A 23,790-nucleotide genomic window follows, 5' to 3' on the forward strand; every position below is an offset into this window, starting at 1 on the left:
TTCACATGCCTCCCATACTCATATTTTGTGCGGAGCTGTTCTGTATCAGTTCTTGGTGCAGCCGTCTCACCGCCTCGTAAATGACCGGATCAGCCTTGAAGCTTTCCAGCTTTTGATAATCAGGAAAGAATCGCTGTTTTCCGCCTGCCATGTGGACGATATCCACAGTTGCAATGGAATCCTTGGTGACGCCGAGGCGTTTCTCCGGAGCATCGCTGCCCTGGTAGAGCTGGATTGCCTCCTCCAATGTCAGTTCCCCGAAAAACTGCTCCTGGGTGGTGTTGCACTCCGTCAATACAAACCAGGCATAGGTATGGGGAAGGGAGGGATCTGCTGCATTCCGGAGCCTCTGCATACCTTTCTCCGTCAGGCCATAGTCACATACCCTCTTGGGATTTTCCTCGCCAGCAAAGTCCAGGATGATGTCATCCACGGCCTTTTTGACCTGCGGATCGTCGGTGAGTGTTTCATGTCGGAAGCCTGTCGTATTGCGGTACGGCAGTTCCTCTCTGATGGTTCGGAGATACTGCTGTGGGTCTGTAAACTCCTGCTCGGTGCCATCTGCAAAGGTCACCCGGCCTACCGGCTTTTCCTGATACGCCAGCTCCTGCTGCCGCTTGTCGTAGCAATACAGGTACGCCTGGTAATCACCGGGACTGGGGGTGCAGCGCAGACAGTAGCGGTAACGGTCTGTCTCCACCACATAGCCGAAGCTGCGCCCGTCCTCGGAGATAGCCCCGCCGTTCTGGGCGCAGAAGCTACGCATCGACGTCAGATCCTTCAGTGGTCCATCCGCCCGGAGGGTATCCACGATGGTTTGAAGTTCATCTTTGAACTCCGGGATATTGAGCTGATTCTGGTTGTGGGGCCACCAGGTGTGCCAGAATTCCTTTCCGTGGTGACCGAAGTCCATTCGGACATGCCCCACGGTACCCAGTGCCTTGTCCTGTTCCACGTCCAGTTCCGAATAGAAAAGGCCCGCCTCCTCAAGGGAAGCGGGCCTCAACTGGACTCCGTTTTCACTTGTTCTTACAGCGCGTTGATTCATGGGTTTCACCTCCTTTCTTTGGTAAGCACACAACATACCACACCGTGCAGGAAATATCTACTGCATTTCCATCACCCCCGTATTTGTTCTGAATTTGCGGCCATCAACGTCACATCGTTGGTTCCAGTCCGGGGCTGTCATGCTCTTCCAGACTTTGAATAATCCGCTCCCTGCAATCCGGTACCAGGTCCTGAATTCTGTCCTGGATTTCCTGGATAACCTCCTCCTGTTCTCTGGATAGCGCACAGCTAAACGCCACATAAGAGCACTGCTGATAGATCTCGATGAGCTGCTCGGGAGTAAACTGCCGTTCATGGGGGACAAGCCCTGATCGGACTGCAAAGTCCTGCTTTGCTCCGGAATAATCTCCCTCATAGTAGTTGCCTTGGTTGAGACTGGTGTGGTTAAAGCTCCAGTCCCAGGTAACGAATTTAGCCCCGTGGTCTGTCTGTCGTCCAGCCAATACCGTACCGTTGAATTCGGCCAGCGCCCTGTAGGGCTCGTTTAACCCAGTCGCTTGAAGGACGGGCGCCCGCTCCAATAATGTCATGTATTCCTGGACAATAGTGGCCGAATCTGTGACTCTTCTGCAGGCCGCCTCCCGGTCCAGAGTATTCACATTATCCTGGTGATAGAAAACGCTGCCGGTTGCATCAACCCGACACAACGGCCGACCTTCATACTCCACCGGGAGGAAACCGTCCTGTTCCGGCAGCGCGGTGAATCCAGACCGACTCAGGACAATCCCCAGTTCTTTAAAATATAGTTCCTTGTTCACTTTACTTACCTCCTTGGGCTGGCGCCCTTTTTGATTTTGGGGAAAACAAAAGGGCGCCGCTTTGATGGTCATCAAGACCAACAAAACGGCGCTGCTATTTATGCTAATTATTTTAGAAAGACGAGATAACGGGTGATAGAACGATATAAGTAAATTTATATCCTTTGCCATCAAACTAACCTGTTTATGATAGTTGCTAATTTGTGCGAGAGTGTAGCTGGATGAGTATGTATGTAATCAGATATAAACTGAACGAGCCATTGCTTTGCCACCTTGCGTCCCTCCGGACAATATACACATTGAAGCCTTTTTGAATTTATCCATTGGTTGATTGTCTGTAAATTGTATCCGGTTAACCGTGAAATTTCCTTTGTAGTGAGTGCATCTGGTGCTCCCCTCCAACTTGTGTGCAGTTCTTTCTGAATCTCTTTATCGGAGATATGTGTAACTGCATGTGTTTTTTTCTCCTTGTTTGTACTGGTGAAGAGGCCAACAGGTGTTACAGGCTTTTGAGGATTGTTTTCTGAAGCTAACAAGTAGTTTATTACATCAACAGTACGAACTTGGAAGCGACGGGTTTTCTTCCCGGAATCCTTGCACGGAATTATTCCGTTTTCCAAGAGCCAAGTTGCCTTTCGCTTGCTGATGTGGCAGATGCGGTATACCTGCTCCTTGCTAATGATTTCAGGATACTCAATCAACAAAGCAGAATAATCTCTGTTCATCTCGGACCTCCTATTTAATCAGTTGTGTTCTATCAGCTTTGCGTTTGTCAACAGCAGGCTCGCTATTCTAACATTTCACTCTTTTGTTGAGCAGAAACTATTGTGACTCAAATGCATAATCGCTTTACCCTCATCTACGCTTTTTCTTACACTTTGCTTGAAAACCGTAATTTAGGGTAGTGGTGGGTTGCAGGAAATTGATTGCGTAAGACAGCCAGAGTCTTTGGATTTGCTGGAGTTTTAAGATTCCAACTCAACCTAAAGTCATCCATCGACACTATGCTTACATAAATCGAAATCGTGTGGGGCAGCCTCCTGGCCGAATCCCTCAACCCCTTGATTTTACTGTGTTTATCTGATATTCTTAAGAGAACATGGATCGGCGTTTCTACGGAATATCTACGCTTTTTTTGATGTTCCGATCGACGGTTTGGCGTGAGCGTGTGCGAGTGGTTTCAAGATCAGCGGGATCCTAAAGTCTCTCTACGGATTTCAGGTTCGTATTGCCCTTACGCACTCGAAATCAGTTTGGGAGCAATCCCACGAGGGTTCGAATCCCTCCCGCTGCGCCAAAAAGAAAGACACGACGTAAGTCGTGCCTTTCTTTTTGGGTTGGTGGCGCCAAAGGCAACCCCCGGCTATGCCGGGGGTAAAAAATAGCTTATAGCGAGGAGAAAAGTAGAAAAAGAAAAAACTCCCTGATAAGGTAGAAGTGGTTTGCCGACCACACAACTACGATAACAGGGAGGTCTTCATCGTGAAAGACAAAGACATAAGTAGTTTAGAGCATACAAGTTGGAGGTGTCAATATCACATCGTATTTGCACCCAAATATCGAAGGATGGAGATATATAGTCAGATAAAACAAGATATAGGAGTAATATTAAGAAAACTGTGTCAGCAAAAGGGCATAGAGATTATAGAAGCCAGAGCGTGCCCAGACCATATACATATGTTGATAAGTATCCCACCCAAGTACAGCGTATCACAGATTATGGGGTATTTGAAAGGGAAAAGTAGTCTGATGATATTTGATCGGCATGCAAATTTGAAGTATAAGTATGGAAATCGGCACTTTTGGGCCAGAGGATATTATGTGGATACAGTGGGACGGAATAAAAAGCAAATAGCAGAGTATATCCGAAACCAACTGGCATCGGATCAAATAGCAGACCAGATAGGCCTGAAAGAGTTTGTTGACCCGTTTACGGGTCGCGAGAACAGGAAGGCATAAAAGGAACCCCTTAAGGGGTAGCCCGAGAAAGAAATGCAGTCGGCAAACCTTTCGGGGCCCCTTAAGGGGCTTCGTCCGTATCAGGCCCTTATAGGGCCTACTCAAGCCTCCGGCTTAGCCGGAGGTTTTGACTGTATCCCAAAACCACTCGCTAGGCGAGTGGTACAAAAAAGCCTATGGCGATAAAGAAGATAGAAAAACTCCCTTTGCTATAATGAAAGTGCGGTCTGCCAACTGCACAAAGAATAGCAAAGGGAGGGCATTCAGATGGGACTGAATGACATCAATAGTTTATCTCATACGCGATGGAATTGCAAATATCATATTGTATTTGCGCCGAAGTACCGTAGGAAAGTATTTTACAAAGAAAAGAAAGCAGCAATAGGGAAGATACTGCGGCGGCTGTGCGAGTGGAAAGGGGTAAGAATCATAGAGGCGGAAGCGTGCCCCAACCATATTCACTTGTTTGTAGAGATACCGCCGAAAATCTCGGTGTCGCACTTTATGGGGTATCTGAAAGGGAAGAGCAGCACAATGCTGTATGAGCAATTCGGCGAGTTGAAATACAAGTATCGAAACCGGGAATTTTGGTGTAGAGGGTACTACGTGGATACGGTGGGGAAAAATGAGAGCCGAATTGCGGAGTATGTGAGGAACCAGCTAAAAGAGGACGAGATGGGAGAGCAACTGAGAATTCCATCTAGTGGCCCGTTTACGGGCGGCAAGTAGCAGTCCTCACGCAGCTGGCAGACCGTATTACGCGTTGCACGCGTCCGCGAGGAACAAAGGGCTATGCCCGCACAGTGACAACCACCAGCTTCGCTGGTGGTTGTGTTCATTGCTTTGAGTTAACGGGCAGGCATATCGGTCGATAACTGTAGCGGAGGTGCCACAATATAATTCTTCCTTACTTAAAAGTCCGCATAAAAACAGTTCCTGCCGTCAGGTTAAAAGATCGAAATGTGGAACATGCCATGCAGGGCCGCTGCCCGCTGCAGTTATCTTCATCAACGTATCCGGCAAAAAAAGTTGACAACCCACGAATTATGTGGTATCATAAATCCCGCACTGAAGAGAGTGCTCCGTTGCGCGAGTGGTGGAATTGGCAGACTCGCTAGATTCAGGTTCTAGTGTGCATTACGCACGTGCGGGTTCAAGTCCCGCCTCGCGCACCAAACCCATATAATCCGAACCCGTTTCCGATAGGCGATGGGTTCGGATTATTGCTTTTCTTTGACCGCTGCGAGGCCACATACTTCCGCAACGGGGTACGGCGCAGGCCCACCTCCAAGCCGAGAGGCCCAAGGAAGAAAAAGACGGTTTAACGAAAATGCGGACGCACCAGAAAAGGTGTGTCCGCATTTCTTTATTGCCCTGTTGCCGTGGCCTTGCACTTTATGGCTTGTTGCTCCTCCTGCCACGCTGCAAACTCCCGCTTGCCCTCCTCGCTCTCGAAATATGCTTGTATCTCCGGGAACAAGCTCCGGGCCAGAGCCTCCAGCTCGTGGTCTGGTATCCAGCACTTGTGCGCTCCCATACATCGCCGCACAGTTTGCCCTACCCTCTCTGAAATCCAGTGTTGTGGGATTACATGGCTTTCTCGGTAGTTTTAGATAAAGTTGAACACGGACGTCATACCCATACTCTAAAAAATCAAGTAGGGGGTACAGTTCATTTAACACACGATAGGCGGATACCATGCCCATGCAGCCAAGCCCCACCGCGGGCACGGCCAGGGGGCTCTTCCTCCCTAAAACGGTTGTTTTCACTGCCTGCACGCCTTCTCCTGTGTACTGTCAGCATAGCACAAAAATACTCAGATGTTTAATACCTATTTTCTATCCTGAAACATAGAGAATGGGCATTTTTAAGCGGCGGGCCGGCAAGGCCGGGGACGCCGCTTCCCGGTGGATCAGATATGCAAAAAAGGCATTTATGTAGATACACCATAAGTATTTTACATTTATCTCCCGCCGCTTTAGAATGAAGGCGTCCTGACAGGGGCGTCTTCTTTTTCTGCCGGGCAGGACGGGGCTGATTTTGACGATTGGGAGTGAGGGCATGACAATACAGGAGGCCAGCGAGCATTACCAGATTCCCATGAAAATTCTCAGGGAGTATGAGAGCTGGGGGCTGTGCGGCGTGGTAAAAAAGGTCATGGGGGCGTGGCAGTATGATGACACCGATCTGGAACGGCTGAGCATGGTGATGACGCTGCACGACGTCGGCTTCACCTCGGAGGAGGTGGAGGCCTATATGCGCCTGCTGCTGGAGGCGGAGGACTCCGGTCTGACGCGGCTGAACATGCTCAACCGAAAGCGGAAGGCCGCCCTGGACGACATCCACTTCCGGGAGCGCCAGCTGGAGCGGCTGGACTACCTGCGGCATGAGCTGCAGAAGAAGACCGAGGGGCAGGAGTGAAAGAGCATGGAAATGATTCGGCTGAACAACGGCGTGGAGATGCCGCAGCAGGGGCTGGGCGTCTTTCAGGTGACCGACCAGTCCGTCTGCAAAGAGAGCGTCCTGACCGCCCTGGAGACGGGGTACCGGCTGCTCGACACGGCGGCCTGCTATGGCAACGAGCGGGCGGTGGGCGAGGCGGTTCGGGAGAGCGGCCTTGCCCGGGAGGAGGTGTTCCTCACCTCCAAGGTCTGGATCCAGGACGCGGGATATGACAGAACCCTGCGCTCTTTCGGCAAGACGCTGGAGAACCTGGGGACGGACTACCTGGATCTCTACCTGATCCACATGCCCTACGGGGACTACCACGGGAGCTGGCGGGCCATGGAGGAGCTGCTCCGGGCCGGGAAGGTGCGGGCCATCGGGGTGTGCAACTTCCTGCCCGACCGGCTCTGCGACCTGATCCTCAGCCATGAGGTGGTTCCGGCGGTGAACCAGATCGAGCTGCACCCCTTCTGCCAGCAGCGGGCGCTGCGGCGGCTGATGGAGCAGTACCAGATCCGCCCCATGGCATGGGCGCCCTTTGCGGAGGGCATGAACGGCGTGTTCCGGCATCCGGTTCTCTCCGCCATCGGGGCGCAGTACGGCAAGACGCCCGCCCAGGCGGTGCTGCGGTGGCTGCGGCAGGAGGGGGTCATCGCCATTCCCAAGTCCGTCCACGCCCAGCGCATCCGGGAGAATTCTGCGGTGGACGACTTCCGGCTCTCCCCGGCGGACATGGTGCAGATCCAGGCCCTGGATCTGGGACACAGCCTCATTCTGGATGTGTCCAGCGTCAACGAGGTGTACCGGCTCCACGGCATCCGGTTTGAACAGTAAAAAAGGAGGGGTTTGACCCGTGAAAAAATGGCTCTCTCTGCTTCTGGCCCTGGCAATGGCCCTGTCCCTGGCCGCCTGCGGCAGCGCCGGGAATCAAGAAAACACCTCAGAGCCGCCGGCATCCGTCAGCGGCTCCACAGGGGAAGAAACGCCTGCTCCCACAGATGCGGAAACACCCGCGGAAGAACCGGCTGAGGAGCCGGCGGAAAGCGAAACGCCCGCCGCAGAGGATTCCGGTTCCGTGCTGATTGCCTATTTCTCCGCCACCGGGAACACGGAAAACGCCCGGCCGGGAACCGCCCCGTGCCGATGCCTGCCCTGCAGGCATCCTGATATGCCCCGCACCGGATATTCCGGGGTCAGCTGACAAAGCAGCCTGCCGAAAAAGTCTTTTCGACAGGCTGCTGAACTTTTTGAGATTTGAAAAAAGTTTCAAAAAGATGCTTGATTCGACGTGAAAGGTCTGGGATCGGGGATTCTTCCGGATTCAACACTCCGTCTCCTCCCATTTTTTCAGCGCGGCCAGCTGCTCCGGGGTGTGGAACCAGTGCTCCCCGCCCTCCAGTACCGTGAGCCGGACGCCCTGCCGCCGGGCATAGGCCTCCACGGCCTCCCGGGGCGTCATATTGTCCCCGCTCCCCCAGAGGATGCGGACGGGACAGGCCCAGCGGTACACCGGGTGTTCCCGTACCCAGCAAAGGTATTTCCAGGACAGGGGCTGGCCGAGAGCGTCGGCAATCTCCCCCCGCTCCCGCAGCTGGGCCTCCGACACCCCGGCCCGGTTCATCATGGTGAGAATCAGCCCCTCCATGTCCAGCACGGGGGAGAGCAGCAGGGCGCGGGCCGGATTGGCAAAGGCCAGCATGGCAAAATAGGCCCCGATGCTGGCGGCCCGGAGGGAGATGCTCTCCCAGCGGCGCTCCGCCCAGTCCAGCGCGGCCCGGATATCCGGCACCGCCGTCCACGGGGCCAGCTCCTCGCCCCGGCCCTGGCGCACCCCGTGGCCGGGCAGGTCGATGGACAGCACCTGATGCCTCCTGGGGCAGGCCGCCCGGGCAAAGGCCTCCGCCTCCTCCTTGCGGCCCATCTGCCCATGGAGGAACAGATAGCCCCGCTCCGCGGGATCACCGTACAGGATGGCGGGAATCCCGCCGATGGAAACCTGTTCTGCTCTCATGCGTTCTCCCCTCGTATCTCTCCCGCGGCGCCCGGCTGCCGGCGTCCCGCGTGCCGCCCCGGACGGCGGCTTTCATGGCAGTCCTCCTCAGATGATGATGCCGTCGCAGTGGTCGATCTCGTGCTGGATGATCTGGGCCGTCCAGCCGGTGAAGGTCTTGATGCGCTCCTGAAACTGCTCGTTCTGCCAGCGAACCTTGATGGACCTCCACCGCCGGGCCCGGCGGGTGCCGGTGAGGGAGAGGCAGCCCTCCTCCGCCTCATAGGGGCCGGATTTTTTGATGATCTCCGGGTTGAACATGACCATGCGGGCGCCCTCGTTGTCAAAGGCGATGATGCGCTTGTTCACCCCGATCATGTTGGCCGCCATGCCCACGCAGCCATCGCGGTGGTGCTCCAGCGTGTCCAGCAGATCCGCCGCCGTCTGCCTGTCCTCCGGCGCGGCAGGCTCCGCCCTCCGGGCCAGGAACGCCTCGTCTCTGCAAATCTCACGAATCATGGCTGACTCTCCTTTTGGGCCCGAATGGGCCGCCGCTTCCCGCGGTCAGAACATTATAACACACAGGCGTGGAAAACGCCATGGCCGGGCCGCCTCTGCACCGTATCATAGCACATTTTCCCGCCCCATTGTTAAACGGGAATTAAATTATCCGGGCCGCGGGGACACGCCGGCTCCGGCCGGAGTATGCACAGTCTGTGAACAAAACCTGTCTTTCCTATGAAGAATGGCGGAACCTGGTTGACAGAATACCGGGGCGATGCTATAACAGGGCATCATTGAGGCCGCGCCCATCCGGGCCGCCCCGATGAATACCGAAGAAAGCTGGGCAAAACCAGACGAGGTGATTTGCAATGATAAAATCCAGATATCTGACGGGCCTTCTGGGCCTGTCCCTCTCCCTGACCGTGCTGCTGGCCGCCTGCGGCCCCGGCGGCGCCGGCACCCCCACGCCGTCGGCCTCCCCCTCCGCTTCGCCGGAGGACACGGCGGCGCCCTCCGCCTCTCCCGCCCCCTCGGAAGAGCCGGCCCTTTTTACCCCCGGAACCTGGCTCTCCGACGGCGGACAGTACTACTTTATCGACGAGGGCGGCGCCACAGGCCGCACCGCCAGCCTGGAGGACGGAACCGGCGTGGGCTTCTCCTACACCCTGAACGGGGCGGAGGCGGATTTTGCCATGGGGGCCGCGGACAGCTCCTCACCCTGTACGGTCAGCCGTGACGGCGATACCATCACCCTGGAGTGGGAGGACGGCACCACCGAGCACCTCACCTATGTCTCCGCGCAGGGCTCCGATGCCTTCCGGTTCTACAGCAATCAGGAGCTGGCCGATCTGGCCCTGGCCTACTACAAGGAGCAGAGCGGCGTCCAGGATATCGGCAATCTGACCGCGGCCGCCCAGGCCAACGAGGACGGCAGCGTCACCATCCAGGTATATGAGAACCTGGGCGACCACAACAGCACCGCGGCCTGGTACACGGTAGACCGCACAACCGGGGCCGGGACGGATGAGTCCGGCGGCGAGGTGGCCCTGGCGCAGGGACAGTGACATTGGGGGACATCCCCTTTTTGTAATCAACACCTCCGGCAAGGCCGTAATCCCATTAAGATAAGGAACAGACCAGACCAGACTGTCTTGTGTGCAGTCTGGTCTGTTTTGCAAATATTTGAAAAAGTCACAAAATCTTAGACATCGGATTTTTGCGCCCGATATGTCCCCAATACGCCGGAAGCGATGGGGGCTGCGCCCTGCACCCGGCGTTGATTTCTGCCTGAAATTTTTTGGAAAACCCCGGCAGAGCTTGTGAAAAACGCCTCTATGCACGGAGGGCGAACCTCGCTATAATAATCCGTTGTTTGGCGCGGCGGAAGTTCGGCCGCGCCGGGCAGGAAGCGAGGTGCTCTTTATGATGAAGGATCTGACGACCGGCAGCCCTATGCGGCTGATTCTCGGCTTTGGGCTGCCCACACTGCTGGGCATGCTGTTCCAGCAGTTCTATAACCTGATGGACACCATGATCGTGGGCAAGCTGCTGGGCGCGGGCGCCCTGGCGGCGGTGGGCTCCACCAGCTCCATCAGCTTTCTGGTGATCGGCTTCTGCATGGGGGTGTGCAACGGCTTTGCCATCCCGGTGGCGCAGCGGGTGGGGGCCAACGACCCAGTCCGCATGCGCCGCTACGTGGCCAACGCCGCCTATCTCTCCGCCCTGTTCGCCCTGGTGCTCACGGTGGCCACGGGCCTGCTGTGCCGGGCCATCCTCACGGTGATGCAGACGCCGGCGGACATCTTCGCCGGCGCATACATCTATATCTTCATCATCTTTATGGGTATCCCCACCACCTTTCTCTACAACCTGTTGGCGGGGATCATCCGCTCCCTGGGGGACAGCCGGGCGCCGGTGTACTTCCTGGCCCTGTCCTCGGTGCTGAACATTTTCCTGGACTTTGCCTTCATCCTGTGGTTCCACACGGGGGTGGCGGGGGCGGCCATCGCCACGGTGGTGTCCCAGGGGATCTCCGGCGTGGCCTGCCTGGCCTATATGGGGAAGAAGTACCCCATCCTCCGGATGACCCGGGAGGAGCGGCGGCTGGATCCGGATACCTGCCGCCACCTGTGCATCATGGGGGTGCCCATGGGGCTTCAGTACTCCATCACCGCCATCGGCTCCATCGTGCTCCAGGCCGCGGTCAACGGCCTGGGCAGCACCTATGTGGCGGCGGTGGCGGCGGGAAGCAAGCTGTTTCAGCTGCTCTGCTGCCCCTTTGACGCCATGGGGGCCACCATGGCCACCTACTGCGGCCAGAACGTGGGGGCCCTGAAGCTGGGGCGGCTGGGCCAGGGGATCCGCTCCTGCGCCCTGCTGGGGGTGATCTGCTCCGGAGCCATCCTGCTCTCCATGGTGCTCTTCTCCGGCCAGTGCGCCATGCTGTTCCTGGATCCCAAGGAGCCGCAGCTGGAACTGCTGCGTTCCCTGACCAGCCAGTACATCCTGATCAACAGCGCCTTCTGCATCCCCCTGTCCCTGGTGAATATCGTCCGCTTCTCCATCCAGGGGATGGGCTACAGCGTCTTCGCCATCCTGGCCGGTGTGCTGGAGATGGCGGCCCGCGTGGGCGTGGCCTATTTCCTCGTCCCTGCCCTGGGCTATGCCGCGGCCTGCTTCGCCTCTCCCGCCGCCTGGATCAGCGCCGATGCCTTCCTGATTCCGGCCTGCATGCTCTGCATCGCGCGCCTGCGCCGGCGCTACCCGGACGAGGACGGGACGCCCCAGCAGGTTCCTGCCCCGATCGGGCAGCCTTGTGGGGGAGAGGCCGGCGCCGGTGTAAGCAAAATGCCCCATATGACAAAATAAGTCACACAGCGTTTTGGAAATAGGGAGGGACGTGAGAACGATGGTAAAAATCCTGTTTGTCTGCCACGGCAATATTTGCCGGAGCCCGATGGCCGAGTATGTGATGAGGGATTTGGTGAAAAAGGCGGGGCTGGAGGACCAGTTCCAGATCGCCTCGGCGGCCACCAGCCGGGAGGAGATCGGCAACCCGGTCTATCCGCCGGCCCGCCGGAAGCTGGCGGAGCACGGCATCTCCTGCGGCGGCCATGCCGCCCGGCAGCTCCGCAGCGCTGATTATGGGGAGTACGACTTGCTTGTCGGGATGGATCAGGCCAATCTGCGCAACATGCGCCGCATCTGCGGCGGCGATCCCGACGGCAAGCTGCACCTTCTGCTGGAGTATGCCGGCCGCCCGGGCCAGGAGGTGGCAGACCCCTGGTATACCGGGGACTTTGAGGCCACGTGGAGGGATGTGCTGGCAGGCTGCCAGGGGCTCCTGGAGGAAATACAGCGCTGAGGGCAGAGGATGGGCAGGCACGCCTGTACAGAATAAAAGCGCCGGAGGGGCCGGTGCCTGGAAATGCTCCAGGCACCGGCCCCTCCGGCTTTCCGGTGTGCCTCGGCGGCTAAGAGCCGGCCTGTGCCGGCTCCACCCGCATCTGCAGCTCGGTGACGTACTCCTCCTCCAGGTTGGTGTCGTGGGCGTCCACCCGATAGAGCTCCAGCGGCGGGCCGGCCGGGCGGCGGCCGGCCGCCTCTGCTCCGGCCAGAAGCGCGCGGTAGTGCTCCTCCAGCCGGTCGTAGGAGCCGCGGTAGTAGAGGCGGACGTATTCCCCGGCGGGGAGCACATCGTCGTAGGGGAGGCCGGGCTCGGTAAAGAAGAACACCCGGGAGAAGTGGTTATAGACGCCCCGGGACAGGCTGTCCTCGTCCACCGCCGCCCCCATACACTGGCTTCCGATCACCTTCAGATAGTCCTGGTGCCGCTGCTCCAGCTTTTTGAGCAGGAAGTCGATCTCCTTCTCCAGAATGATATCCTTTTCCAGGAATACATAGGGGCGCTCCGCCTCCTGCACCAGCTCCACCCGGCCGGCGGCCGCGTTCCGGTACTGCTCCAGCCGGGAGCGGCGGTTCTGCGCCTCCTTCAGAGCCGCCTCCAGCTCCGCCATGCGGCGGCGGAGCAGTTCCTCCTCCCGATCCAGCAGGGTGAGGGTCTCGCCCACCGACCGCCGCTCCAGATAGGCCCGGATGGAGCGGGTGGGAATGCCCAGCTCCCGGAGGGAGCGGATGATGTTGAGGGTGCACACGTCCTGGATGCCGTACATGCGGTAGCGGTTCTCCCCCCGAACCGGGTGGAGCAGCCCCTTCTCCTCATAGTAGCGCAGCGTGTCGGGGCAGAGGTCGAAAAGCTTGGCCAGCTCGTGGATCTGATAAAACTGTTTCAAAAATTTTCCCTCCAGCTCTTGACTTTCGGATATTACGAGGGTTTAAGATAGAGGCAGCAGAGGAGGTTTTACCCTTGAATCTAGTCAAGAAGTTTTTCAAGTTCACCATCCCGTCCATTGTCTCCATGTGGATCTTCTCCCTCTACTCCATGGTAGACGGCATCTTCGTCTCCTGGGGCGTGGGAGAGCACGCCCTGACGGCGGTCAACCTGTCCCTGCCCTTTGTGTCGCTGATCTTCACTCTGGGCATCCTGCTGGCCACCGGCACCTCCACCATCCTGTCCATCGCCCTGGGGCAGGGGGATGTGGAGAAGGCGCGCAACTATTTCAACCAGAACCTGTTTGTAGTCATCGTCACCACCGTGATCCTGTCGGTCATCGTCCTGCTCAATCTGGACTGGGTGGCACATTTCCTGGGCTCCGCCCCGGAGAACCACCACCTGGTGAAGGAGTATGTGGGTGTCATCGCCGCCTTCTCCGTGTTTTTCACGGTGTCCTATAACCTGGAGGTACAGGTCAAGGCCGACGGCGCCCCCCATGTGAGCATCATCGGCGTCACCTCCTGCGGCCTGATGAACGTGCTGCTGGACTATATTTTCGTCATGCACTTCCACTGGGGGGTGTGGGGCGCGGCCCTGGCCACCGGCCTGTCCCAGGCCACGTCCACCCTGGTGTTTGTGGTCTACTTCCTGACCCACCGCTACCCCCTGCGGTTCGGTAGATTCAAGCCCGACTTCGGGGCCTACCGCCGCATCATCCCCCTGGGCACCGCCGACGGCCTGAGCGAGCTGTCCAACGGCTTTGTCATGTTCCTGTTCAACCACATCATCCAGCGGGTCATCGGCCTGGACGCCCTGGTGTCCTACACCATCATCGGCTACGTGAACACCCTGGTGATCAACTGCATGATCGGCATTGCCCACGGCATTCAGCCCCTGTCCAGCTTCCATCTGGGGGCCGGGGAGCGGCACATGTGCCACAAGTTCCTCGCCTTCGGCGTGCGCACCGCCGCCGTGTTCGCGGTGATCTTCTTCGCGGGCTGCCAGCTGCTGGCCGCTCCGATTGTGGGCATGTTCCTGGAGCATGACAGCGCCCTCTTCGCCAGCTCGGTGTCCGCCCTGCGGCTCTATTCCTTCGCATTCCTGCTGGTGGGCTTCAACGTGGTGGTGTCCGGATTCTTCACCGCCATGGAGCATCCGTTCCCCTCCCTGACCATCTCCTTCGGCCGGGGCCTGGTGCTCATCGCCGGGTGCCTGCTGGTGCTCTCCTCCCTCTTCGGTGCTACCGGTATCTGGCTCTCCCCCCTGGCGTCCGAGGCCATCTGCCTGGTGTCCACGGTCTTCTTCCTGGTGCGGTATTTCCGCCGCGTCCGGCAGGAGGACGTGGTAAAGGAGCAAACCCCGGAGACGGAACCGCTGGCATAACCCTCCCCCTGTGAAAACGGCGCATGGCTGAGGCCATGCGCCGTTTTGTTGTGTCAGGTATCCAGGAAGTACCGCTCCACCGCCATGGCCACGCCGGCCTGGGTATTGGAGCCGGTGACATAGCGCGCGGCGGCCTTGGCCTGGTCTGTGGCGTTGGCCATGGCAAAAGACCAGCCCGCCCAGGAGAGCAGCTCCAGATCGTTGCCCGCGTCGCCGAAGGCCATGACCTGCTCCGCCGACCAGCCCCGCCGGGCGCACAGACCCTGCACCGCCGCCCCCTTGTTGACGCCGGGGGCGTTGAGCTCCAGATTGCCGGGAAAGGCGGTTACCGCGGTCAGAGGGCCGCAGGAGAGAATCCGTTCCACCACGGCGGCCCTGCGCGCCTCCGGGATGCGGTAGACGTGGATCTTTTCCACAGCCCGGCCCGCCAGCCCGGACGGCAGATCTTCCGCCAGGGTGGTGCGGCGGCACAGCATATCCTGAAACCGGGGGGAGAGGGCGCACGCCAGCACGGAGGGAAACCGATCCCGCTGGATCACATTTTCCCCCTCGCAGTAGACCTCGAAGGGAAGCTGTTCCTCCAGCAGCACCCGCACCAGAGGCTGCCAGGTGGCCGCCTCCAGGCAGCTGCGGTAGAGCCACTCGCCGGTCTCCAGATCCAGCACGGCGGCGCCGCTGGACATCACGGCATAGCGCACCGTACCCAGCTGATCGGCCGCATCCCGCAGCAGGCTCCACCCCCGGCCGCTGGCCAGAGCCACGGCGGCCCCCCGCTCCGACGCCGCCCGCAGGGCGCGGATGTTGCGCGCCGGCACGGTGGCGTGGTCGGCGTCCAGCAGGGTGCCGTCCATGTCCAGGCAGATGAGCCTGATATCCGTCACTTTTTCAGCTTCAGGGCGTGGCGCACCTTGTCCGCGATGCCGGCGGGGGTGAGGCCGTAGGCCGCCAGCACATCCTGGGCCTTGCCGGAGCGGCCGAACACGTCCTCCACGCCGTGGCGCACCACGGGCACCGGATGGTGCTCCGCCAGGAACTCCGCCACCGCGGAACCCAGGCCGCCCACGGTGGTGGCCTCCTCGGTGGTGACGATGCAGCCCGTCTCCAGGGCGGCCTTGAGCACCAGCTCCCCGTCCAGGGGCTTGATGGTGTGCATGTCCAGCACCCGCACGTCGATGCCCTCGGCGGCCAGGGCCTCCGCCGCCTGGAGTGCCATCTGCACCATCATGCCGGTGGCGATCACCGTCGCGTCGGCGCCGGGCCGCAGGGCGACGCCCTGGCCCAGGTGGAAGGAATAGCCGGGGATGGCGTCGGTGACGCTCTCCACCGCCAGGCGGCCCAGCCGGAGATAGGCGGGGCCGTCGTAGTCCAGCAGGGCCTTTACCGCCTGGCGCATCTCCGGGGCGTCACAGGGGGAGACCACCAGCATGCCGGGGATGGCCCGCATGATGGCGTAGTCCTCGATGCACTGATGGGTGGCGCCGTCCTCGCCCACGGACAGGCCGCCGTGGGAGCCCACCACCTTCACGTTGAGACGGGGGTAGGCGATGGAGTTGCGCACCTGCTCCCAGGCACGGCCGGTGGCGAACATGGCGAAGCTGTTGGCAAAGGGCATCTTGCCGCAGGTGGCCAGGCCGGCGGCCACGCCCATCATGTTGGCCTCGGCGATGCCCATATTGTAAAAGCGCTCCGGGTGGGCCTTGGCAAAGCCCTTGGTCATGGTGGAGCCGGACAGGTCGGCGTCCAGCACCACCAGCTGGGGGTACTCCTCCGCCAGTGCCGCCAGGGCCTCGCCGTAGGCGGCGCGGGTTGCGATTTTCTCTGCCATGCTTACTTCCCCTCCAGTTCCGCGATTCTGGCGGCCAGCTCCGCCCGGGCCTTCTCAAACTGCTCGTCGTTGGGGGCCTTGCCGTGCCAGCCGTAGTCCCCCTCCATGAAGGACACGCCCCTGCCCTTCACCGTCCTGGCCAGGAGCACGGTGGGCATACCCTTGCAGGCCGCCGCGGCGGCAAAGGCGTCCTCCAGGGCCTGGAAGTCGTGGCCGTCCACGGGGATCACGTTCCAGTTGAAGGCCGCGAACTTCTTGTCCAAAGGCTCGGAGGGCATTACGTCCGCCGTGGCCCCGTCGATCTGCAGGCCGTTCACGTCCACGATGGCGCACAGGTTGTCCAGGCGGTACTTGGCCGCCGCCATGGCGGCCTCCCACACCTGGCCCTCCTCGATCTCGCCGTCGCCCAGCAGGGTGTACACCCGGTAATCCCGGCCGTCGGCCTTGCCCGCCAGGGCCATGCCCACGGCGGCGGAGATGCCCTGGCCCAGGCTGCCGGTGGACATGTCCACGCCGGGCACGTGGTGCATCTCCGCGTGGCCGGACATCTGCCCGTCAATGCGGCGGAACTCCTTCAGCCGCTCCACGGGGAAGAAGCCCCGCTGGGCCAGCGTGGGGTAGAGGGCGGGGGTGCAGTGGCCCTTGGAGAGCACAAAGCGATCCCGGGCGGGGTCGCGGGGCTGCTCCGGGTTCACCCGCATCACCCGGAAGTAGAGCTCTGTCAGGATGTCCATGGCGGACAGGGAGCCGCCGATGTGGCCCGACGCCGCCCGATGTACCATCTCCATCGCCAGCAGCCGGCTCCTGGCCGCGGTCAGGGCCAGGTCGTGCATGTTCGTCTGTTCCATCCGATTCACCTTTCCGTTTTTTCCGGCCCGGGGGCCGGACATTTTCCCGAACTCTAGTATATCCTACCAAACCCGCCGTTTCAACTGTTGGCCGAGAAAAAATCCCACGAAAAAAGGCCCGCGCCGCCGACCGGATGCCGCAGAGTGCCAAAGGGGCCGGGCCAGGGGACAAAGAAAGCCCTCCGGAAAGCCTGTAGGCATTTTCGGAGGGCTGCCGGGTCTATGCCTTTTTCCGGTACTCGATGTGCAGGGAGCCGCGGCCCAGGGGGATGTTCAGGGCCTCGGGCAGGGAGACGGGGCGGGCGGAGGCCGCCACGGCGTCCCGCACCAGGGCGTCCATGCGGAACACCGACAGGAGCACCCCGGCCAGGGCCGCGTCCACCAGCAGGAAGGTGACGCCGTAGGACAGAAAGGGGAGGGAGAGGGCGCCGGACGGCCACCAGCCCAGGTTGTAGAGCCAGTAGATGGCGGCCTGGAACAGCAGGGGGCAGAGGGCCGCCAGGGCCGTCAGCTTCCCGGTGCGGCTGCGCAGGCGGAAAATCCGCCGGAGCAGGAGGGCGGCAAGCAGGATGATGCCGGCCGCGGCCGCCCAGAACACCCACCGGCCCAGCCCCTGGGAGACCTCGGCCAGAAGCAGGTCGGGAGAGGTATAGGTGACCTCGCCGGCGCGCAGATGGGCATACCACCAGCCGTAACCGAAGGGATCCAGCGCCGGGTTCCAGAACGCAGCCATGCGCATCTGGGCGTAGTCGCTTCGCGCCAGCTGGTATCCCATCCCCAGCGCCGCCGTCAGGGCGGGCCCCAGGGCGGCCAGGGCGTTCCACCGGCGCTTTCCCCGGAACCAGCCCAGCCGGACGGCGGTCAGCAGCACTACCAGCATACTGCCCGCGCTCACCAGCCAGGCGGTGAGGTGGGGGGCCAGCAGGGCGGTGAAGGGGAGCGCCAGCGCGGCAATTCCGCAGAGGAGCACAGCCAGGGGGCCCTTTCCGCGCAGGGTAACCAGCAGAGCGGCAAAAGGTACAGGCAGGAGCAGGACGGGGTAGACAAGAAGATAGTAGACGGGCAGAGTCCACCAATCCCTCAGCCAAGTGGACGGTATCAAAAGAAAGCTCAGACAGAGGACGGCCATTGCCGCTGTCGGCACCCACCTGCGGCGGAAGAGAAGGGTGTAGTCAGAAAACCAGAGGCACACCAGCACCCCCACGGCCAGCACCAGCCCCACGGCCTGCCGCCGGAAATAGTAGTCGGATGCACTATCCCCGGTAACCTGGCAGGCCAGCAGCTGAAGCGTCAGCCCAACGCCCAGCAGCACCGCCACCGTCAGCGCCAGCCGCCAGCAGCTCCGGGGCCGGTGGAGCCGATCCAGCTCCCGTCCCACCGCCTCCGGCTCCCCCATCTCGGCCACGGCGGCGGCCAGGGCCTCGCCGGGGCTCTGCCCCTCCGCCTCGAAGGCGGCGGCCTGGTCGGCGATGTGGTCGGACAGCTCCCGCAGCAGGGGCCGCCTCGCCCGCTTCCAGCGGATCTGGGCCCCCACCGCCTCCAGGTATTCGTTCAGCTGCTCACGCGCCACAGCAGTCACCCCCCTCCAGCACGCCCCGCACCGCGTCAGCGTAGGCGTACCACTCCGCCCGCTGTCCGGCCAGGGCCTCCCGGCCCTCCCGGGTGATGGAATAGGTGCGCCGGGTGCGGCCGTTGACCGTGCCGTCGCTGGAGGTCACCCAGCCCTGGGCCTCCAGCGTGTGAAGCAGGGGATAGAGGGTGCCCGCCTTCAGGTGGAAGATCTCCCTGGACTGGGCCCGCAGGGCCTCCACCATCTCATAGCCGTACATGTCCCTGCGCTCCAGCAGGGCCAGCAGCAGCATGCCCGTGCCGCCGGGGGCGCCCCGCCCATCGGATTTTGCCATAGTCCTCACCTCGATAGATAGATGATCTATGTATCATTATAGATAGATGATCTATCTATGTCAAGAGGCAGTTTGACCGTCAGCTCCGGCGGGCGGCCCGCCGCTCCCAGACCGCGCCCGCCCAGGCCGCGGCCAGATAGAACAGCAGCAGGAACAGGGGCCAATAGTAGAACAGGAAAACCGGGAACATGTGGTCGGGGGAGAGGAAGAATACCAGTCTGTCCAGCCCGAAGGAGAGGAGCCAGGCGGCCAGCACCACAAAGGGACGGCGGCGGTACCCGCCCCAGGGCAGGGGGAACAGGGCGGCCAGCAAGACGAGCTCCTCTGATTGATAGGGCTTTGGATAGTAGAAGCCGGGGCTCACATCTATGGAGATTAGAGCCGGAATCCGCAGAAGGTGCAATACAATGGTTGCGGTGGCAAACAGCCCAACCGTCAGACCCAGCCGCAGGAGGGCGGGCCGGTCAAACTGCCTCCAGGCGGCCCTGACTGCCAAACCGAGGAACAGGAGCAGCGGGAGAAAGAGCAGCCAGTCCAAAAATATCTGAAAAGGGGTGGAAAAGCGGTAGACAGCGGGAATCAGAACATTCCACGGGGAAAGAATCGAGGTGATTTGGAAATAGACCACCAGGAACATCCAGAAGCTCAGGCCCAGACAGAGCCCCAGGTGTTCCTGCACATACCAGCACAGCAGCCCGGCCAGCACCAGCCACAGGGTGAGGTAGATCAGCAGGGTGGTGCAGAACAGAAGGGAGCCCACCCCGCCGCACACCAGCAGCACGATGGCGGCGATTCTCCGCCCTCCTGCGGGGCCGGAGGCCGGGCGGGGCCGCTCCAGCCGGCCCGCCGGGGCGGGGGCGGCCTCCCCCTTCACCAGCTCGTCCAGGGTGAGTCCGAAGAGCTCCCCCAGCTTCACCAGCTTGTCCAGCTCCGGCACGCTGGTGTTGTTCTCCCACTTGGACACCGACTGCCGGGACACCCCCAGCGCGTCGGCCACCTCCCCCTGGGAGAGATTGCGCGCCTTGCGGAGCTGATAGAGCCGCTCACCCAGATCCATGGCGAAACCACCTTCCTTTCCTCACCAGTGTACCAGAAAGCGGGGAAACTGTCGAGCAACCGGCCTTGAAAATGGCGCAACCGCCGGTTGCACCAGGAACTGTGGGCAAAAAGGGGGCGGCGGACTTTAAGTCCGCCGCCCGGTGGATAGGAGAGAGAAGGAGGATTACATAGAGGTATAGCCGCCGTCCACGGGTACCATGACGCCGTTGACGTAGCTGGAGGAGGGGGAGGCCAGGAAGATGGCGGTGGTGTCCAGCTCGCCCTCTCTGCCGTAGCGCTCCATGGGAATGGCGCCCTTGGCGTACTCCTTGAACCAGTCGGTGTCCAGGGTGTCCTTGGTCAGCGGCGTCCAGAAGTAGCCGGGGCAGATGGCGTTGACGGTGATGCCGTACTTGCCCCACTCGCAGGCCAGGGCCCGGGTCAGGTTCACCACGCCGCCCTTGGCCGCGTGATAGGGGGAGGCGGGGGCGATCTTGTTGCCCACCAGGCCGTACATGGAGGCGATGTTGATGATGCGGCCGTACTTGGCGGGGATCATGGCGGCCCTGGCTACCTCCCGGGCCATCTTGAAGGTGCCGAACAGGTCGATGTTCAGCTCGTTGCTGAACTGGTCGTCGGTGATCTCCTCGGCGGGGGCCACGGCACCGGTGCCGGCGTTGTTGATCAGGATGTCGATGCGGCCGAAGTGATCCATCACGGCCTTCACCGCGTCCTGCACCATCTGGGTGTCGGTGATGTCGCAGCGGACGGCCAGGGTCTCCACTCCATAGGTGTCGTGGAGCTCCTTGGCCACGGCGTCGATTTTCTCCTGGCGGCGGGCCAGGGCCACAATTTTGCACCCCTGGTTGGCCAGAGCGTGGGCCATCTGGACGCCCAGGCCGGTGGAGCAGCCGGTGACCACCGCCACCTGGCCGGTGAGATCAAAATAGGATTTCATGGAAAGGACTCCTTTCTTAGGAAAATATAACTTTGTTCAATTATTTATACTAAATAGTATATTTAATATGATTAAAGTATAATCCTGCGGAGCGGCTCTGTCAATGGGGAGAGTCTACGGAAAACAAGCCCTGAATTTGGGGATTTTGTCAGATACCAAAAAGTCCGTACCCCGAAAGAGGGATACGGACTTTTTGAAGCGGCTTACAGGGTTTCCAGCAGGAACCGCCCAATGCTCTCCATGGCCTCGGTGGCCTTTTTCATGGGGAACATCTGGAACACGTGCCACAGCTCCGTCCACACCTCCAGCCGGCAGGGCACCGCCGCCTGCACCAGCCGATCCCGCAGGCGGATGGAGTCGGACAGCAGGATCTCATTGGTGCCCGCCTGGATCAGGGTGGGGGGGAAGCCGGACAGATCGGCGAACAGGGGGGACAGGCAGGGATCTGACCAGTCCCGGCCGTGGGCGTAGGCGTCCCGCACGGCGTGGATATAGTTGAGGGTGAGCACCGGGTCGATGTCGGCCCGCTCCTGGTAGGACTTGCCGCTGGCGGTCATGTCCGTCCAGGGGGAGAGGAGGATCAGGGCCCGGGGGAGCCGCCGCCCGGCGGTCTTGAGCAGGTGGGTGAGCACCAGGGCCAGGTTGCCCCCGGCGGAGTCCCCGGCCACCACCACGTCCCGGGCACCGTAGCCCTGGTACATCAGATAGTCCCAGGCCTTCATGGCGTCCTCCACGGCGGCGGGATAGGGGTTCTCTGGGGCCAGCCGGTACTCGAAGGAGAGCACCTGCCAGCCGGTGACGTTGGCCAGCTTGGAGGCCAGAATCCGGGAATAGCCCAGGTTGCCGCTGGTATACCCGCCGCCGTGGCAGTACAGCACCGCCCGCCGGCGGTCGTGTCCCCGGTGAGGGCGCACCCAGGCGCAGTTCATGCCCTCCAGCTGGAAGGGCTCCCAGCTCATGCCCGCCATGGGGGCCACCAGGCGGCCCAGCAGCTCCTGCCCCCGGCGCTGCTTCTCCAGATCCTCCACGTCCATGACCTCCGGCGTGGTGGCGGTGTGGACGGCCTTCAGCGCCCGCAGAAAGGGGGCCAGACGGCGCTTCTCGTCGTCCTGGCGCTGTTCCGGCGTGCGGCGGGTCAGCTTCATGCGGATGGGATCCTGTTCCATAGGGCAGTCCTCCTTGTCTGTGTCGGGTATTATAGCATGCCCATGGGAAAAAGAAAAGACCCGCCGCAGAAGATGCGGCGGGTCCGAGGCCGTCGATAGACCATCCTGCTGAAGGATTCGGAGGGAAGGATAGTGTGAAAGGGAACCGTCAGGGTTCCCTTTCGCGTTGGATCAAACAACTTTTTGAAACTTCAAAAAAGTTTCAAAAAGTTCAGCAGCCTGTCGAAAAGACTTTTCGACAGGCTGAGACCCGCCGCAGAAGATGCGGCGGGTCTCAGCCGGCTTACAGGTCGTTGCGGCACAGATCCTCCAGGGACTCCCGGCGGACGGCCACGTAGGACTCGCTGCCGCCCCGCAGCATGACGATGGGGGGGCGGGGCAGGCGGTTGTAGTTGGACGCCATGGAGTAGTTGTAGGCGCCGGTGGTGCACACCGCCAGGATATCCCCCCGGCCCACGCTCTCGGGCAGGGAGATGTGCTCCTGGATGATGTCGCCGCTCTCACAGCAGCGGCCCACCACCGAGCACGCAAAGGTGCGGGGCTCGTCCATCCGGCTGGCCGGCAGGCAGGTGTAGTCCGCCTTGTACAGGGCGAAGCGGGGGTTGTCCGGCATGCCGCCGTCGATGGAGACATAGTTCTTGTAGCCGGGGATCTGCTTCACCGTGCCCACGGTGTAGAGGGTGAGGCCGGCGTCCGCCACAATGCTGCGGCCGGGCTCCATGTGGATCTCCGGCAGGGCGATGCCCAGCCGCTCGCAGGCCCCCTTGGCCGCGGCGGCCACCTGGCCCACCTTGGTGTCCACATCCAGATAGGGGTCGCTCTCCACGTAGCGCACGCCGTAGCCGCCGCCCAGATCCAGCTGCCGGGTCACAAAGCCGTGCTTTTTTTCCATATCGGCGATGAACTCCAGCATGATCACCGCCGCCCGCTCAAACACGTCCTCGGCAAAGACCTGGGAGCCCACGTGGCAGTGGAAGCCCACCAGCTCCACATGGGGCTGCCCCAGGGTGTAGACGGTGATCTCCTCGGCCTGGCCGGTCTCGATGGCGCTGCCGAACTTGGAGTCCACCTTGCCGGTGGAGATGGCCTCGTAGGTGTGGGGGTCGATGCCGGGGGTGAGGCGGAGCAGCACCTTCTGCCGGATGCCCCTGCGGGCGGCCTCGGCCTCGATGGCCTTGATCTCCTCCACATTGTCGGCCACGAAGTATCCGATGCCGTGCTCCATGCTGTAGCGGATGTCCTCGTCGGTCTTGTTGTTGCTGTGGAAGTAGGCCTGTCCCAGGTCATAGCCCGCCTGGAGGGCGGTGTAGATCTCGCCGGAGGACACCACGTCGATGCCCATGCCCTCCTCCTTCATGATCTCATAGATGCGCTTGAAGGAGTTGGCCTTGCTGGCATACAGGGGGCGGGCGCCGGGGCCGAAGTGCTTGCGGAAGGCCTGGGTGTACACCCGGCAGTTGTGCCGGATCCGATCCTCGTCCATCAGGTAGAGGGGGGTGCCGTACTGCTTGGCCAGCTCCACGGTGTCCTGCCCGGCGAAGAGCAGGCGGCCGCTGGGGGAGACGGTGAGGTTGTCGCAGATCATGCTGCACGTCCTTTCTGAGTTCGGCC

At 61.1% G+C, this 23,790-nt stretch carries 24 protein-coding genes and 1 tRNA gene; 10 read left to right on the forward strand and 15 right to left on the reverse strand.

The features are described from left to right. Window position 1: 1 nt before the first annotated feature. The 3 genes from B5E42_RS19505 to B5E42_RS18730 all read right to left on the reverse strand — a co-directional run bounded on the left by B5E42_RS19505 (window position 2) and on the right by B5E42_RS18730 (window position 2,551). Window positions 2-1,048 (reverse strand): hypothetical protein, encoded by a 1,047-nt coding sequence (locus tag B5E42_RS19505; protein ID WP_242967024.1) that lies wholly within the window; start codon window positions 1,046-1,048, stop codon window positions 2-4. Between the two features lie 109 nt (window positions 1,049-1,157). Continuing rightward, window positions 1,158-1,826, reverse strand: a complete 669-nt coding sequence (locus B5E42_RS05185) for a hypothetical protein (RefSeq protein ID WP_087237316.1) — start codon at window positions 1,824-1,826, stop codon at window positions 1,158-1,160. Window positions 1,827-1,996: 170 nt separating this feature from the next. Further along, a complete protein-coding gene (locus B5E42_RS18730; protein ID WP_141242461.1) occupies window positions 1,997-2,551 on the reverse strand; it encodes a DNA-binding protein in 555 nt (184 codons plus the stop codon). Window positions 2,552-3,308: 757 nt separating this feature from the next. Between B5E42_RS18730 and tnpA (B5E42_RS05190) the strand changes: the two genes are divergently transcribed. The 6 genes from tnpA (B5E42_RS05190) to B5E42_RS05215 all read left to right on the forward strand — a co-directional run bounded on the left by tnpA (B5E42_RS05190) (window position 3,309) and on the right by B5E42_RS05215 (window position 7,431). Further along, window positions 3,309-3,785, forward strand: a complete 477-nt coding sequence (gene tnpA, locus B5E42_RS05190) for an IS200/IS605 family transposase (protein WP_204244376.1) — start codon at window positions 3,309-3,311, stop codon at window positions 3,783-3,785. 273 nt (window positions 3,786-4,058) lie between these two features. Next, complete coding sequence (tnpA, locus tag B5E42_RS05195; protein ID WP_141242463.1) at window positions 4,059-4,514, forward strand: IS200/IS605 family transposase; 456 nt, start codon at window positions 4,059-4,061, stop codon at window positions 4,512-4,514. A 358-nt stretch (window positions 4,515-4,872) separates the two neighbouring features. Beyond that, window positions 4,873-4,960, forward strand: a tRNA-Leu gene (locus tag B5E42_RS05200). A gap of 886 nt (window positions 4,961-5,846) precedes the next feature. Next, entirely contained in the window at window positions 5,847-6,206 is a 360-nt protein-coding gene (locus B5E42_RS05205; RefSeq protein ID WP_087237322.1) for a MerR family transcriptional regulator, read from the forward strand. A 6-nt stretch (window positions 6,207-6,212) separates the two neighbouring features. Beyond that, window positions 6,213-7,064, forward strand: coding sequence for an aldo/keto reductase (locus B5E42_RS05210; RefSeq protein WP_087237324.1), 852 nt, complete (start codon window positions 6,213-6,215; stop codon window positions 7,062-7,064). A gap of 19 nt (window positions 7,065-7,083) precedes the next feature. Beyond that, on the forward strand, window positions 7,084-7,431 hold the full coding sequence (locus B5E42_RS05215) for a hypothetical protein (RefSeq protein ID WP_087237326.1): 348 nt from the start codon (window positions 7,084-7,086) through the stop codon (window positions 7,429-7,431). 120 nt (window positions 7,432-7,551) lie between these two features. Here the strand turns inward: B5E42_RS05215 and B5E42_RS05220 are convergent, their stop codons facing one another. Continuing rightward, window positions 7,552-8,241, reverse strand: coding sequence for an alpha/beta hydrolase (locus tag B5E42_RS05220; protein WP_087237328.1), 690 nt, complete (start codon window positions 8,239-8,241; stop codon window positions 7,552-7,554). A gap of 87 nt (window positions 8,242-8,328) precedes the next feature. Beyond that, window positions 8,329-8,739 carry a peptide deformylase gene (locus tag B5E42_RS05225; RefSeq protein WP_087237330.1) on the reverse strand — a complete coding sequence of 137 codons (411 nt, stop codon included), beginning with the start codon at window positions 8,737-8,739 and terminating at the stop codon, window positions 8,329-8,331. 353 nt (window positions 8,740-9,092) lie between these two features. On the opposite strand from B5E42_RS05225, the gene B5E42_RS05230 reads away from it, so the two are divergent. From B5E42_RS05230 to B5E42_RS05240, 3 genes are all read left to right on the forward strand, one after another. Further along, the gene (locus B5E42_RS05230) at window positions 9,093-9,788 is read left to right on the forward strand and encodes a hypothetical protein (protein WP_087237332.1); all 696 of its coding nucleotides are present in this window, start codon (window positions 9,093-9,095) and stop codon (window positions 9,786-9,788) included. A gap of 358 nt (window positions 9,789-10,146) precedes the next feature. Then, window positions 10,147-11,592, forward strand: a complete 1,446-nt coding sequence (locus tag B5E42_RS05235; RefSeq protein ID WP_087237334.1) for an MATE family efflux transporter — start codon at window positions 10,147-10,149, stop codon at window positions 11,590-11,592. A gap of 40 nt (window positions 11,593-11,632) precedes the next feature. Further along, the gene (locus tag B5E42_RS05240; protein ID WP_087237336.1) at window positions 11,633-12,088 is read left to right on the forward strand and encodes a low molecular weight protein-tyrosine-phosphatase; all 456 of its coding nucleotides are present in this window, start codon (window positions 11,633-11,635) and stop codon (window positions 12,086-12,088) included. Window positions 12,089-12,197: 109 nt separating this feature from the next. Here the strand turns inward: B5E42_RS05240 and B5E42_RS05245 are convergent, their stop codons facing one another. Next, on the reverse strand, window positions 12,198-13,016 hold the full coding sequence (locus B5E42_RS05245; RefSeq protein ID WP_087237338.1) for a MerR family transcriptional regulator: 819 nt from the start codon (window positions 13,014-13,016) through the stop codon (window positions 12,198-12,200). 74 nt (window positions 13,017-13,090) lie between these two features. Between B5E42_RS05245 and B5E42_RS05250 the strand changes: the two genes are divergently transcribed. After that, a complete protein-coding gene (locus B5E42_RS05250; protein WP_242967025.1) occupies window positions 13,091-14,440 on the forward strand; it encodes an MATE family efflux transporter in 1,350 nt (449 codons plus the stop codon). A 53-nt stretch (window positions 14,441-14,493) separates the two neighbouring features. Here B5E42_RS05250 and B5E42_RS05255 read toward each other — a convergent pair whose 3' ends face one another. The 9 genes from B5E42_RS05255 to lysA all read right to left on the reverse strand — a co-directional run bounded on the left by B5E42_RS05255 (window position 14,494) and on the right by lysA (window position 23,764). Beyond that, window positions 14,494-15,321 carry a Cof-type HAD-IIB family hydrolase gene (locus B5E42_RS05255; RefSeq protein WP_087237340.1) on the reverse strand — a complete coding sequence of 276 codons (828 nt, stop codon included), beginning with the start codon at window positions 15,319-15,321 and terminating at the stop codon, window positions 14,494-14,496. After that, the gene (locus B5E42_RS05260; protein WP_087237342.1) at window positions 15,318-16,265 is read right to left on the reverse strand and encodes a transketolase family protein; all 948 of its coding nucleotides are present in this window, start codon (window positions 16,263-16,265) and stop codon (window positions 15,318-15,320) included. Before B5E42_RS05260 ends, B5E42_RS05255 begins: the two co-directional genes overlap by 4 nt. Window positions 16,266-16,267: 2 nt before the next feature. Then, window positions 16,268-17,113: a transketolase gene (locus B5E42_RS05265; RefSeq protein WP_087237454.1), complete on the reverse strand. Its 846-nt coding sequence runs from the start codon at window positions 17,111-17,113 to the stop codon at window positions 16,268-16,270. Window positions 17,114-17,333: 220 nt separating this feature from the next. After that, complete coding sequence (locus B5E42_RS05270) at window positions 17,334-18,683, reverse strand: permease prefix domain 1-containing protein (protein WP_087237344.1); 1,350 nt, start codon at window positions 18,681-18,683, stop codon at window positions 17,334-17,336. After that, window positions 18,673-19,017 (reverse strand): helix-turn-helix transcriptional regulator, encoded by a 345-nt coding sequence (locus B5E42_RS05275; RefSeq protein WP_087237346.1) that lies wholly within the window; start codon window positions 19,015-19,017, stop codon window positions 18,673-18,675. Before B5E42_RS05275 ends, B5E42_RS05270 begins: the two co-directional genes overlap by 11 nt. A 79-nt stretch (window positions 19,018-19,096) precedes the next feature. Continuing rightward, window positions 19,097-20,074 carry a helix-turn-helix transcriptional regulator gene (locus tag B5E42_RS05280; RefSeq protein ID WP_087237348.1) on the reverse strand — a complete coding sequence of 326 codons (978 nt, stop codon included), beginning with the start codon at window positions 20,072-20,074 and terminating at the stop codon, window positions 19,097-19,099. Between the two features lie 165 nt (window positions 20,075-20,239). Then, window positions 20,240-21,013, reverse strand: coding sequence for an SDR family oxidoreductase (locus tag B5E42_RS05285; RefSeq protein ID WP_087237350.1), 774 nt, complete (start codon window positions 21,011-21,013; stop codon window positions 20,240-20,242). Between the two features lie 203 nt (window positions 21,014-21,216). Further along, a complete protein-coding gene (locus B5E42_RS05290) occupies window positions 21,217-22,179 on the reverse strand; it encodes an alpha/beta hydrolase (RefSeq protein WP_087237352.1) in 963 nt (320 codons plus the stop codon). A gap of 283 nt (window positions 22,180-22,462) precedes the next feature. After that, a complete protein-coding gene (lysA, locus tag B5E42_RS05300) occupies window positions 22,463-23,764 on the reverse strand; it encodes a diaminopimelate decarboxylase (RefSeq protein ID WP_087237356.1) in 1,302 nt (433 codons plus the stop codon). Between the last annotated feature and the right edge of the window lie 26 nt (window positions 23,765-23,790).

The sequence above is a fragment of the Flavonifractor sp. An10 genome, from assembly GCF_002161215.1.
Classification (GTDB): Bacteria; Bacillota; Clostridia; order Oscillospirales; family Oscillospiraceae; genus Flavonifractor; species Flavonifractor avistercoris.

Bases quoted from the DNA above. Each gene is read 5' to 3' on its own strand.
- B5E42_RS19505 (WP_242967024.1), bottom strand. From the start codon at position 1,048: ATGAATCAACGCGCTGTAAGAACAAGTGAAAACGGAGTCCAGTTGAGG.
- B5E42_RS18730 (WP_141242461.1), bottom strand. From the start codon at position 2,551: ATGAACAGAGATTATTCTGCTTTGTTGATTGAGTATCCTGAAATCATT.
- B5E42_RS05205 (WP_087237322.1), top strand. From the start codon at position 5,847: ATGACAATACAGGAGGCCAGCGAGCATTACCAGATTCCCATGAAAATT.
- B5E42_RS05210 (WP_087237324.1), top strand. From the start codon at position 6,213: ATGGAAATGATTCGGCTGAACAACGGCGTGGAGATGCCGCAGCAGGGG.
- B5E42_RS05220 (WP_087237328.1), bottom strand. From the start codon at position 8,241: ATGAGAGCAGAACAGGTTTCCATCGGCGGGATTCCCGCCATCCTGTAC.
- B5E42_RS05225 (WP_087237330.1), bottom strand. From the start codon at position 8,739: ATGATTCGTGAGATTTGCAGAGACGAGGCGTTCCTGGCCCGGAGGGCG.
- B5E42_RS05230 (WP_087237332.1), top strand. From the start codon at position 9,093: ATGATAAAATCCAGATATCTGACGGGCCTTCTGGGCCTGTCCCTCTCC.
- B5E42_RS05235 (WP_087237334.1), top strand. From the start codon at position 10,147: ATGATGAAGGATCTGACGACCGGCAGCCCTATGCGGCTGATTCTCGGC.
- B5E42_RS05240 (WP_087237336.1), top strand. From the start codon at position 11,633: ATGGTAAAAATCCTGTTTGTCTGCCACGGCAATATTTGCCGGAGCCCG.
- B5E42_RS05260 (WP_087237342.1), bottom strand. From the start codon at position 16,265: ATGGCAGAGAAAATCGCAACCCGCGCCGCCTACGGCGAGGCCCTGGCG.
- B5E42_RS05265 (WP_087237454.1), bottom strand. From the start codon at position 17,113: ATGGAACAGACGAACATGCACGACCTGGCCCTGACCGCGGCCAGGAGC.
- B5E42_RS05275 (WP_087237346.1), bottom strand. From the start codon at position 19,017: ATGGCAAAATCCGATGGGCGGGGCGCCCCCGGCGGCACGGGCATGCTG.
- B5E42_RS05280 (WP_087237348.1), bottom strand. From the start codon at position 20,074: ATGGATCTGGGTGAGCGGCTCTATCAGCTCCGCAAGGCGCGCAATCTC.
- B5E42_RS05285 (WP_087237350.1), bottom strand. From the start codon at position 21,013: ATGAAATCCTATTTTGATCTCACCGGCCAGGTGGCGGTGGTCACCGGC.
- B5E42_RS05290 (WP_087237352.1), bottom strand. From the start codon at position 22,179: ATGGAACAGGATCCCATCCGCATGAAGCTGACCCGCCGCACGCCGGAA.
- lysA (WP_087237356.1), bottom strand. From the start codon at position 23,764: ATGATCTGCGACAACCTCACCGTCTCCCCCAGCGGCCGCCTGCTCTTC.